Raw genomic sequence first — 11,716 nt, forward strand, 5'->3', positions numbered from 1 at the left:
TCGTGGCGACGCGGCCCGTCGACCTGATCGTCCGGTTTGAGTGGGGCACCGTCGCCGCCTTGGCCGTCGTTTGCTACGCACTGGCCGGCTTTTCCTGGTGGCTGTTTGCGCTGCTTATCCTGGCGCCGGACCTGTCGATGCTGGGCTACCTCGCCGGGCCGCGCGTCGGCGCCGTTACCTACAACGCCTTGCATATCCTGATTGCCCCGCTCGTCCTTCTGCTCGCGGGCGCGTTGCTCGCCGGCCCGCTCACGACCGCCGTGGCGCTGATCTGGATAGCGCATATCGCGATCGACCGCGCCCTGGGTTATGGGCTGAAGCTGCCGACAGGCTTCCAGGATACGCATCTCGGCCGCATCGGCCGCGACCGCAGCGGCGCGACCGACTGAGGCGTATCGAGATTCAGGTCAGGCCGAGTCGAGAATGATGGTTTGCGAAAACCGGCCTTCGCCGGCCGTAGCCTGCATCGGCGGAAACACTTATGAGGCTTCGGCCGGCGAAGGCGGGAAGCGCCGTAGGCCGGCCTCACCTGAATATCGACACGGACCTTAGTTCTTGAACTTCTCGCCCGGATAGGCGCCCCAGACCTGCGACTGGGCCATCCAGCCGGTGTGGCCGTCAAAGGTCATTTCGCACCATTGGCCGTCGCATTTCTTGATCGAGCCGATCACGCCCGGCTCGATGATGGCGATGACGCCGGCATCCTTGTCGGGCTCGTCAAGCAGGTTCACCTGCCCGCCCTTGCCACGCTGCCAGGGCGCGACGATGGCGGTGCGACGGCCGGAGAGCAGCGACTGGTTGATCCAGCCTTCCGAGCCGTCGGCATCGCGCACGCGGCGCCAGGTGTCGAATTCCTGGATGACTTCCATCGGCAGGCCGGCCTTCATGTACATCCAGTTGACGGAATAATTGGCGCCGGGGCCGACGCGCGAATTGACGCGGGCCGGTTTCAGGCTGACGAAGCGCGGCAGCGGCAGGCCGCTCGGGCCAAGCGTTATGGTTTGTGCCGGCGCGGCCGCGCTTTGCGCGAATGCCTGCGGCGCGCAAAGGAGGGCGCCAAGGATGGCTGCGCTGAAGGCCAGGCGAAGCGACGCGAAACCAGACACTTTCGTTCCTTTCGGCGCCGGTCCGTCGGATGAGCGCCCCTTTTTCTTTGTCTTCGGCGGCACCGCTTGTTACAGGAGTGGGCTGATGCCGCGACTGGCTACAAGTTTCGCCGGTCTTGGTTAAAGAGGTCTCAACGAGATCGGTTTCGAGAGCATGATCCCGAAAAGCGGGAACAGGTTTTCGGAAAAGATCATGCTCCAAAAAAGAGTAGGATCAGGATGACGATTCAACGAAACGTCATCCTGATCGAGGAAGCTTCGGGGATAAAATGCCAGGCAAAAAACGGCCCCTCGTCGTCATCACGCGCAAGCTGCCCGACCCTGTCGAGACCCGCATGCGCGAGCTGTTCGACGCAAGGCTGAATGTCGAGGACCGGCCGATGACCCAGCCTGAGCTGGTGGCGGCGGTCAAGGAAGCCGACGTGCTGGTTCCCACCATCACCGACCACATCGACGCGGCGCTGATCGCCCAGGCCGGCGAAAACCTGAAGCTGATCGCCAATTTCGGCAACGGCGTCGACAAGATCGACGTCGCGGCGGCCGCCAAGAAAGGCATCACCGTCACCAACACGCCGAATGTGCTGACCGAAGACACCGCCGACATGACCCTGGCGCTGATGCTTGCCGTGCCGCGCCGGCTCGCCGAAGGCGCCAATGTGCTGACGGGCGAGAAGAAATGGGCCGGCTGGTCGCCGACCTGGATGCTCGGCCGGCGCATCTGGGGCAAACGTCTCGGCATCGTCGGCATGGGCCGCATCGGCACGGCCGTCGCCAGGCGGGCCAAGGCCTTCGGCCTCTCGATCCACTACCACAACCGGCACCGGGTGCTGCCGGCGGTCGAGGAGGAGCTTGAGGCAACCTATTGGGAAAGCCTCGACCAGATGCTGGCCCGCATGGACATCATCTCCGTCAATTGTCCCTCGACGCCGGCGACGTTCCACCTTTTATCCGGCCGTCGGCTGGCGCTGATGCAGCCTTCGGCCTACCTCGTCAACACCGCGCGCGGCGACATCATCGACGAGGAAGCGCTGATCAAGCTGATCCACGACGGCAAGATCGCCGGCGCCGGGCTCGACGTCTATGAGCACGAGCCGGCGCTGAACACCAAGCTGTTGAAGCTTGCGGCCAAGGGCAAGGTGGTGCTTCTGCCGCATATGGGCTCGGCCACGCTCGAGGGCCGCATCGACATGGGCGAGAAGGTGATCATCAACATCCGCGCCTTCTTCGACGGCCACCGCCCGCCGGACCGCGTTCTGCCGCTGAGGGCCTGAAGGCCTAAACGGCCACGGCAACCGCGCCGTCCGCGCCGACGCTTACCGCGCCTCCGCGGTAGGCATCGAACGCGCCGCGGTCGAGCCGCACCGCGATTGGCGTTTCCCAGCTCATCTCGCGGGCGACGATCAGGCCGAGCAGCAGGATGGCGTCCGGCTCGTGCAGCACCAGGGCCGCCGGCGCGCGGCCGTTGTGGACCAACTCCATCAGTACCGCCGAAGCCGATGATGAGCCGATCGTGCCCGGCAGGAACAGCACTTTGCCTGCAATGACCTCGCCATGCTGCGGATGGCGGACATCGGCGATGCGGCCCGTCTTCGGGTTGACGCCGCCCCAGAAGCTGATTGGCGCCGTCAGCACCAGCGCCTCGCCTTCGCCCGCTCTGCCCGGCACCAAGATCTCGGCTGCTGCGCTCATGCGGCGATATCCGTGAAGACCGGTCTGCCGAGGACTGCGCTTTCGACGCAGTCGGCGAGCGAGGCGTAGAGCACCGCATAGCCGGTGTTGCCCGGCGCGTAATGCGCGAACTTGCCCGAATTGGTCATCAGCACGCCATTGCCGATGTCTGGCATGATCGGCGTCACCACCACGCATGTGTCGGCGACGATGACCACGCCGCTGGCCTCGAGCCTTTTGCGCCGGCCGTCCTTGTCTAGCGAGGCAAGCGCGTGACGGCCGGTGCAGGCATAGATCGGCACGGCTAGCCGCCGTCCAGCGATCAGTCGCTCCAGGCTGTCGAATTCGATGGCTGACAAATGCGGGCTGCCGATTGCCACCGCATCGATCGTCTTGGCCGCCGCCGCGGTGGACAAGCCGGCGCGCGCCTTGGCAACCATCTGAGGCGTCACGCGGATCACCGCCTCCGGCTCCGGTCCGGCCAGAATGGTTGCGACGTCGGGAGCCTCGGGCGTGACGCCGGCGATGTGGAACAGGCCGACCGCGCCGGACGATGCGGCCGCCGCGCCGAAGGCTTTCAGCGCGTCCTCGCCGGGATGACCGGCCACGCCCGTGACGACACCGATCGCGTTGCCGACCTCGCGGCCGTAGAGGCTGCCCAGGACAGGCCAGGCGATCTCCGAGGCAAGGAAGGAAGGCGACAGGCACGAGACATCGAAAATGAGCCGCCCCCGGCGATTCTCGGGCCGGTGCAGCCCGTAATCCGGGGCGCGGCCGACAATGGCGCAGGCAATGTCGAGAAAATCGCCATAGCGGTTGGTGCGCGCGCCCAGCACCGAGTTGCAGAAGACGACCGCGTTGGACTCGCCCCAGGCCACGTCGCTGCCGAGTGCTGGCCTGTGTCCGGCCTGATAGGGCGCGCAGGTCCAGCTCTGCTCGCAGCCGAGCTTGCGATAGGCCTCCATCATCCGCCGCGCCATGCCGCGCTGCGGCTCTTCGAGACGAATGCGCGAGCAGCCCATCAGGTCGAGCGCTCCGACATTGAGCGTCGAGCGCACCGCGACCTTCGCGCCGCCTTCGACCAGTTTCTCGGCAAACAACGTGCCGGAATCGCCGTGATAGAGCGCCCCGTCGATATGCGCGGACGCGATCGGGATGAGTCGCGGCGCGCCGAGCAGCCTGGCGCTTTCGGCGACGATGCGCATCGCCATGCTCGCGCCGTCCTGGCCAGCGGCGATCGCCTGTTCTTCCGGGCTAAATGAAAGGCTCAAGTTAGCACCTTGCGCATGGTGATTGAGGTCGGCCTGTCATACCCCGCATGCGCCGTGCGCCCGGTCTCGCGAAAGCCGAGCCGGGCGAAGGTTGCATGGTTCGCGGTCAGTTCGATGCGGGTCTGCAACTCGATCGCATCCTTGCCGCGTTCGCGGGTAAGATCCTCGACCCCTTGCATCAGCCGGGCTCCGACGCCTTGACCCTGGAGCGCTGGTTCGACCGCGAGCTTGCCGACATAGAAATCCCGCGCCCGCTCCAGCGCGAAGACGCAGCCGACGATGCGGTCGTTCTCGACGGCCAGAAACCCCGTCTCCTTCTTCGCTTTCTCGGCAAGGCTGTCGGCGCTCAGAAGATGTGCTGAGGATGGCGGGTCGATGACGCCGTCCATAGAGGCAAAGGCGCGGCGAATCAGCGCGAGCAAGTCGCCCCATCGGTCGAAATCCGCGGGAAGGCCGATTATGGAGATGCCGACGGTCTGGTCCATGCGCTCAGACGGCCTTGTAGCGGATGGTGTCGAAGCGGGCCGTGAGCCCGTCATAGAGCAGCAGCCTGCCGATGAGCGGCTCTCCTATGCCGGTGATCAGCTTGATCGCCTCCATCGCCTCCAGCGCACCGATGACGCCCGTCAGCGCCCCGACGATGCCGGCAACGGCGCAGGACGGCACCAGCCCTTCGGGCGGGGCTTCCGGGAACAGGTCGCGATAGCTCGGATTGCGCCTGCCGTCGGCGCCAGTCTCGAACGGTTTCAGCACCGTCACCGAGCCGTCGAAACGGCCGACGGCGGCGGTCACCAGGGGTTTCTTCTCGCTGGCGCAGGCATCGGCGACCGCGTAGCGCGTCTCGAAATTGTCGGAGCCGTCGACAACGATATCGTAACGGGCGACGAGGGCAGGGGCGTTCTCCTCCGTCAGCCTCAGGCGGTGCGCTTCCACCGTGACGTTGGAGTTGATGCGCATGATCGCTGCGGCGGCGCTGTCGGTCTTGGCCAGGCCGATCGTGTCGCTGCCATGGATCACCTGCCGCTGCAGGTTGGACAGGGAAACCGTGTCGTCATCGACGATGCCGAGCGTGCCGACGCCGGCGGCGGCAAGATATTCGAGCACCGGAGCGCCGAGCCCGCCGGCGCCGATCACCAGCACCCGCGCCCGTTTCAGCTTCTGCTGGCCCGGCCCGCCGATCTCGGGCAGCACGATGTGCCGGGCATAGCGTTCGAGCTCTTCGTCGGTGAGGGCGGCATCGGTCATGGCTGGACTTTATCGCTGGCGCAGAGCCTTGTCAGTAAGCGCAAGGCAAAGCCTTGTGGTCCACATGACGAGGCAAAGGTTTGGCATGACGCAAGGCAAAGCCTCGTGGCGCAGTGCCGAAATAGCTTCACCGGCTAGCCGGTCGGCTCGACGCTGCCATGATGGACCGTGAGGAACTGCGCCTGGCTGGCGAGGCTCGAAAACAGGGCGGCATCCGTGCCCGTCATGAAGGCCTGGCAGTTGAGCTCCTCGAGGATGGAGAACAGAGCCGCGCGCCGGCGTGCATCGAGATGCGCGGCGATCTCGTCCAGCAGCAGGATCGGCGTCAGGCCCGACATCTCGCCTGTCAGCCTGGCATGCGACAGCACGATGCCGACCAGCAGCGCCTTCTGCTCGCCGGTCGAGCAAAGTTCCGCCGGCATCGACTTGGGCCGGTGCCGCACCACGAGGTCGGAGCGGTGCGGGCCGTCCAGCGTGCGGCCGGCGGCGCGGTCGCGCTCACGACCATTGGCAAGAGCGGCACGATACCGCTCCTCGATATCGACCGCCGGTGCGCTGCCGAGCGCGCCCTCCAGGTCGCCCGCGAGGCTGATGTCGGCCTGCGGAAACGGGCCGCTGCCGGGCAATCTGGCGATCATGGCGGCAAGCAGCCGCACCAGCTCGGCCCGCGCCGCGGCGATCGCCACGCCGGTTTCGGCCATCTGCGTCTCGATCGCGTCGAACCAGGAGCTGTCCCGCGAGCCTTCGGTAAGCAAACGGTTACGTCCGCGCATGGCCTTCTCATAGTCTAGCGTGCGCTGGCCATGGCCTGGATCGATCGCCAGCACCAGCCGGTCGAGGAAGCGGCGGCGGTCCGCCGCCGGCCCGGGAAACAGCCCGTCCATCGCCGGCGTCAGCCAGACGACCCTAAGCCATTCCAGCATCTCCTCGGCCGACCGCGCCGGCGCGCCGTTGATCCGCACCTTCCTGCCGCCTTCGCCGGCGGCGTCGCCGCCGGAAATGCCGGTACCGATCTCGACCTGTCCTTCCGGTCCCTCGCTGCGCGCATGCAGGGCGAAGCCGCCATCGCCGCCTTCGCGCGCTACATCCGCATAAGGCGCGCGGCGCAGCCCCCTGCCAGGCGTCAGGAACGAGATCGCTTCCAGGAGATTGGTCTTGCCGGCGCCATTGTCGCCCGACAGCACCACCGCGCCGGGCGCAAGATCGAGCGAAAGCGCCGCATAGTTGCGGAAATTAGTAAGCGTTAACTTACTTATATAGCTTTGCTGCCGAAGCTGTTTCGCATCCGCGGTCACGGCGACACATCAGGCCCGCTGGAGCAATTCCAGGAAAAGTGCACGGCGGTTTTCCGTCCGGAATTGCGACAGACAAGAGCGCAATTCCAGGAAAAGTGCACGGCGGTTTTCCGTCCGGAATTGCGACAGACAAAAGCGCAATTCCAGGAAAAGTGCACGGCGGTATTCCGTCCGGAATTGCGTCGACAAGAGACCTAGACCCGCATCGGCATCAGCACGTAGAGCGCGGTTTCGTCGGCCATGTCGTGGATCAGCGTCGGCGAGCCGGCATCCGCCAGCATGAACTTGGCCTCCGACCCGGTGAGCTGGGCCGCCACGTCGAGCAGGTATTTGGCGTTGAAGCCGATCTCGATCGGATCCGACGAATAGTCGGCCGCCAGTTCCTCGGTGGCGCTCCCCGAATCCGGATTGTTGACCGCGAGCGTGAGCTGGCCGTCATTGATCGACAGCTTCACGGCCCGGCCGCGTTCCGAGGAAATGGTCGAAACGCGGTCCACCGCGGCTGCGAAGCTCTGGCGGTCGATGATCAGCTTCTTGTCGTTTCCGGTCGGGATGACGCGCTGATAATCGGGGAAGGTGCCGTCGATCAGCTTCGACGTCAAAACGACGCTGCCGATGGTGAAGCGGATCTTTGTGTCCGACAGTTCCGTGGTCACCGCGACATCGGGGTCGTCCACCAGCTTCTGCAGCTCGCTCACTGTCTTGCGCGGAATAATGATGCCCGGCATGCCTTCCGAACCGGCCGGCGCGTCGATCTCGGCGCGCGCCAGGCGGTGTCCGTCGGTGGCGACCGAGCGCAGCTTCAGCTTGCCGCCGACCTCAACGGCGTGCAGGTAGATACCGTTGAGGTAGTAGCGCGTTTCCTCTGTCGAGATGGCGAACTGGGTCTTGTCGATTAGCCCCTTCAGCGCCGCCGATTCCAGCCGGAAGATATGCGAGAACGAGCCGGCAGAAAGCTCCGGGAAGTCGGATTGCGGCAGGCACTGCAGGCGGAAGCTCGAACGTCCCGAGGTGACGGTCATCGCGTTGCCGTCCTCGTCCGTCTTCAGCATCACCTCTGCGCCATCGGAAAGCTTGCGCACGATGTCGTAGAGCAGATGCGCCGGCACCGTCGTCGCGCCGCCACGCTCGACCTTGGCTGGTGTCGCCTCCGTCACCTCGAGGTCGAGGTCGGTCGCCTTCATCTCGAGGCTCGCGCCCTCGGCGCTGAGCAGCACGTTGGAGAGGATCGGGATGGTGTTGCGCCGCTCGACCACGCGGTGGACGTGGTTGAGGGACTTCAGGAGATTTGACCGTTCCAGGATAACACGCATGACGAACAGGCTCGCTTCAATGAATGAACGGGTCACCGTCAGGCGGCATCCCGCGAAAGCCCTGAAAGGCTTCCAGAATCTCAGTAAGCTGACAGTAAAAAGCCTGCGAAGGCAAGCCCGCGGCACCGGTTCCGGCCGGTTGCGCGGGCTTTCTGGGGATAAAGCCGGCGATGCGGGTCGCCGGCCATTTTCGCATTGCCTCAGGCCTGGTCGTTGATCAGCCTTCTGAGCAGTTCGAGCTCCTGCGCCAGCGTGTTGTCGCCGCCCGAGAGATCCTCGATCTTGCGCACGGCATGCAGCACGGTCGTGTGGTCGCGGCCGCCGAAACGCCGCCCGATCTCCGGCAGCGAGCGCGGCGTCATCACTTTCGACAGGTACATGGCCACCTGCCGCGGCTTGACGATGGTGCGCGTGCGCCGGTTGGACAGAAGCTCCGTCTTCGACACGTTGTAGTGGCGCGCCACGATGCGCTGGATGTCCTCGATGCGCACCCGCTTCGGCTCGCCCGAGCGATAGATGTGGCCGAGGATCTCGTCGATGCGGTCGATCGTGATCTGCGGCTCGAAGGACTGGCGAAACAGAAGCTGGTTGAAGGCGCCTTCAAGCTCGCGCCCGCTGCCGGTGACGGTACGGGCGACATGCTCCAGGATCTCGTCCGAGATGTCGAGCGAGGTGTCATCGGTCTTGGCGGTGCCGCGGCGCAGCTTCAGCATGCCGAGCCGCATGGCGAAATCCGGCGCCGACATTTCCAGCGCCACGCCGCCATTGAGGCGCGAACGCACGCGCGGCTCCAGCGATTCCAGTTCCGACGGCGGCCGGTCGGCCGCCACCACCACCTGCTTGGCGCTGTCGAGCAGCATGTTGATGAGGTGGCAGAATTCGTGCTGGATCGACTTGCCCTGCAAGAACTGCATGTCGTCGATGATCAGCAGATCGATGTCGCGAAGCTGCTCTTTCAGCGTCAGCGCGTTGTTGTCGCGGATCGCGGTGGCGAAGCGCCACATGAAATACTCCGCCGTCAGATAGACGACGCGCGATTTCGGATTGTGCCGAAGCGATTCCGCCGCGATCGCCTGCAAGAGGTGCGTCTTGCCGAGTCCGACGGTGGCATGCAGGAAAAGCGGGTTGAAACGCACCGCGCTCGACTGCGATTCCGCCACGGCTCTCGCCGCCGCGAAGGCCACCCTGTTGGACGGTCCCTCGATGAAGGAGGCGAATGTGTAGCGCGGGTCGAGCGGCGACCCCAGAACATTGTGGCGGAACTCCGGTTCCACGGGTGCGCCCTGGCGGGGCGCCGGTGCCCGTTGTTCCACGCGTCCGGCGCTCGCGGTGCCGTTGGCGAGCGCGGTGTGCGTCTGCCTGGTCATCTTGCGGGCCGGCACGATTTCCGGCTCGACATGGTTGCGCCCCTGGCGCGTCGCGGTGCGCACGACGATCTCGATCTTGAGGACGTCGGGATCCTCATGCCGCCACAGCTCCGCGATAAGCTCAAGATAGTGGCCGTTGATCCATGACCGCAGGAAGGCGGTCGGCACCGAGATGCGGACAATGCCGCGGGAGGCCTCGGCGACCTTCATGCGACCAAACCAACTCGAATAGACCTCGGCCCCGAGACGCGCCTTCAGCTGGGTCTTGACCCGCTCGAACCTCTGTTCCGCGTCGTTGGATGCCGCCACGTCGTCCCCTCCGACAAAAGTTGCTGAAAATGGGAGCTCGCCCGCTATTTCCCTCTCGATGCCGCCCTGCATGATCAAAGTTCCTTGTCTTCTCGTACCCTTTTCCCGCCGGGGATGCGCCTCCTGCATCCTTGGTCCGGCGACCTCATTCGCTGCGCTGCCGATGCCGCCGCCGGCAAACGGTCGTCGCAACTCGCGCAAAGGACCAGCCGCCGGCTCCGCGCGCCGGCTTTCGACAAAGACAAGGCAATACGCCACCCTCCGGCGAAAACGCCGGCGAGACATCGACCGCCAATGTACAATTACGCCAGTCCCCTACCGCACCGAAGAGACAAACCAAGCCACGCGCGGAATTGCTCCACGTCATGAATTCTGCCATTTTGTGCTGGCCGATTCAGGCTGGGTCAGGGGCTAGAGCCCGTCCCTTCGATGGATGGACATTACCGAAATCGCTGTGGATAGGGCAAGGCCACATCTAACGGTTTTTTAACGAATCTGGTTACCGGAAGGGGCTTGAATTCGGGTGCCGCCACGACACGTTTTGACAAAGCCATTGTGATTCAAACCCTTTTCCGGCGAATATGAAAAAGGCCGCCCGAAACGAAATATTCTGAAATAATTCTCTTGACAGCTACTTCTCCCCCGCCGTCCGACCGCGCGTTGAATAAGCTGTGGATGACCGCGTGTAAGCCTTTGAAAAAAATGCAGAATTTCTGACAGGGGAATTTGGGCAGCTGCCGCAGCGGAGGCGCGCAGATATAAGCGGCACTGTATATGCCGGCAAAACATTACCGGCATTTGAATCGCCTCACAAGTGCAGCTTCCGGGCAAACTTTTTAAGTACTTGCCGGCAAACGAAAAAACCCGGCCTGTACGGCCGGGTTCAATATCGACGGAGTGAAAGAGGGAGTCGGTCAGGCCGACAGCGTCTTGACCCGCTGGGCCAGCCGCGAAACCTTGCGGGAAGCCGTGTTCTTGTGGACGACGCCCTTGGTGGCGGCGCGCATCAATTCCGGTTCGGCAGCCTTGAAGGCTTCCACCGCAGCGGCCTTGTCGCCGGCGGCCAGCGCCTCTTCGACCTTGCGGACATAGCTGCGGACGCGCGAGCGGCGGTTCTTGTTGACCGCAGCGCGGCGGGCGATCTTGCGCGTAGCCTTTTTGGCCGAGGAAGTATTGGCCATGATGCCTCTCTTCTGATCTGGTGAACGCCAGCGATGTCGCAGGGCGCAAAAAACAAACGGGCAGCCACGGGCCGCCTCGGTTGGTGCGGCTTATAGTTCAGCTTTTCCGACGCGTCAACGCCGCTTTGCGGTCTTTTTGGGCCTCGATGTCGTGTCCCGCAAAATCGCGGCCACTTGGCCCACGCGCCTAGCGGTTGGTGAAATTCGGCTTCCGCTTTTCGACGAAGGCGGCCATGCCTTCTTTCTGGTCGTCGAGCGCAAACAGCGAATGGAACAGCCGGCGCTCGAAGCGTAGCCCTTCGGCGAGCGTCGTCTCGTAGGCGCGGTTGACGGCTTCCTTGGTCATCATGACCGACGGCAGCGAGAACTCGGCGATCTTCGCCGCTGCCTTCAGCGCCTCGTCGAGCAGTTCGGCGACCGGGACCACCCGCGACACCAGTCCGCAGCGCTCGGCCTCGGCCGCGTCCATCATCCGGCCGGTCAGGCACATGTCCATCGCCTTGGACTTGCCGACGAATCGGGTCAGCCGCTGCGAGCCGCCCATGCCCGGCATGACGCCGAGCGTGATTTCGGGCTGGCCGAACTTGGCATTGTCGCCGGCGATGATGAAGTCGCACATCATGGCCAGTTCGCAGCCGCCGCCGAGCGCATAGCCCGCGACCGCCGCGACGATGGGCTTGCGCATGCGCGTGAATTCCTCCCAGCCGACGAAGAAATCCTGCGTGTAGGCGTCGGCGAAGGAGATCGCCTGCATTTCCTTGATGTCGGCGCCGGCGGCGAACGCCTTTTCCGAGCCGGTGAGCACCATCGCGCCGATCCCCGCATCGGCGTTGAACGCACCCGCCGCCGCCACCACCTCCGCAAGGACCTGCGAATTCAGCGCATTGAGCGCCTTGGGCCGGTTCAGCGTGATCAGCCCGACCTTGCCGCGTGTCTCTGCGAGAATGGTTTCATAGGTCAT

Annotated in this window: 12 protein-coding genes; 2 read left to right on the forward strand and 10 right to left on the reverse strand. The window is 64.6% G+C overall.

Annotated elements, in window-relative coordinates:
* The first annotated feature begins 2 nt into the window (after positions 1–2).
* Positions 3–389 (forward strand): DUF4260 domain-containing protein, encoded by a 387-nt coding sequence (locus CK230_RS22485; protein ID WP_095819331.1) that lies wholly within the window; start codon positions 3–5, stop codon positions 387–389.
* Between the two features lie 159 nt (positions 390–548).
* Here CK230_RS22485 and CK230_RS22490 read toward each other — a convergent pair whose 3' ends face one another.
* Entirely contained in the window at positions 549–1,106 is a 558-nt protein-coding gene (locus tag CK230_RS22490; protein ID WP_095819378.1) for an SH3 domain-containing protein, read from the reverse strand.
* A gap of 269 nt (positions 1,107–1,375) precedes the next feature.
* Between CK230_RS22490 and CK230_RS22495 the strand changes: the two genes are divergently transcribed.
* Complete coding sequence (locus CK230_RS22495) at positions 1,376–2,377, forward strand: D-glycerate dehydrogenase (RefSeq protein WP_095819332.1); 1,002 nt, start codon at positions 1,376–1,378, stop codon at positions 2,375–2,377.
* A gap of 4 nt (positions 2,378–2,381) precedes the next feature.
* Here CK230_RS22495 and CK230_RS22500 read toward each other — a convergent pair whose 3' ends face one another.
* The 9 genes from CK230_RS22500 to CK230_RS22545 form a co-directional block, all read right to left on the reverse strand.
* A complete protein-coding gene (locus CK230_RS22500; protein ID WP_095819333.1) occupies positions 2,382–2,795 on the reverse strand; it encodes a DUF126 domain-containing protein in 414 nt (137 codons plus the stop codon).
* Positions 2,792–4,045 carry an aconitase X catalytic domain-containing protein gene (locus CK230_RS22505; protein ID WP_095819334.1) on the reverse strand — a complete coding sequence of 418 codons (1,254 nt, stop codon included), beginning with the start codon at positions 4,043–4,045 and terminating at the stop codon, positions 2,792–2,794. Before CK230_RS22505 ends, CK230_RS22500 begins: the two co-directional genes overlap by 4 nt.
* Positions 4,042–4,530, reverse strand: coding sequence for a GNAT family N-acetyltransferase (locus CK230_RS22510; RefSeq protein WP_095819335.1), 489 nt, complete (start codon positions 4,528–4,530; stop codon positions 4,042–4,044). Before CK230_RS22510 ends, CK230_RS22505 begins: the two co-directional genes overlap by 4 nt.
* Positions 4,531–4,534: 4 nt before the next feature.
* Positions 4,535–5,290, reverse strand: a complete 756-nt coding sequence (locus CK230_RS22515; RefSeq protein WP_095819336.1) for a molybdopterin-synthase adenylyltransferase MoeB — start codon at positions 5,288–5,290, stop codon at positions 4,535–4,537.
* A 134-nt stretch (positions 5,291–5,424) separates the two neighbouring features.
* Positions 5,425–6,585 carry a DNA replication/repair protein RecF gene (gene recF, locus CK230_RS22520; protein ID WP_095819337.1) on the reverse strand — a complete coding sequence of 387 codons (1,161 nt, stop codon included), beginning with the start codon at positions 6,583–6,585 and terminating at the stop codon, positions 5,425–5,427.
* Positions 6,586–6,779: 194 nt separating this feature from the next.
* Complete coding sequence (dnaN, locus tag CK230_RS22530) at positions 6,780–7,898, reverse strand: DNA polymerase III subunit beta (RefSeq protein ID WP_095819339.1); 1,119 nt, start codon at positions 7,896–7,898, stop codon at positions 6,780–6,782.
* A 200-nt stretch (positions 7,899–8,098) separates the two neighbouring features.
* The gene (gene dnaA / locus CK230_RS22535) at positions 8,099–9,646 is read right to left on the reverse strand and encodes a chromosomal replication initiator protein DnaA (protein WP_095819379.1); all 1,548 of its coding nucleotides are present in this window, start codon (positions 9,644–9,646) and stop codon (positions 8,099–8,101) included.
* A gap of 842 nt (positions 9,647–10,488) precedes the next feature.
* Positions 10,489–10,755 (reverse strand): 30S ribosomal protein S20, encoded by a 267-nt coding sequence (gene rpsT / locus CK230_RS22540; protein ID WP_095819340.1) that lies wholly within the window; start codon positions 10,753–10,755, stop codon positions 10,489–10,491.
* 187 nt (positions 10,756–10,942) lie between these two features.
* Complete coding sequence (locus tag CK230_RS22545) at positions 10,943–11,716, reverse strand: enoyl-CoA hydratase (RefSeq protein ID WP_095819341.1); 774 nt, start codon at positions 11,714–11,716, stop codon at positions 10,943–10,945.

The sequence above is a fragment of the Mesorhizobium sp. WSM3859 genome (assembly GCF_002295065.1).
Lineage (GTDB): Bacteria > Pseudomonadota > Alphaproteobacteria > Rhizobiales > Rhizobiaceae > Mesorhizobium.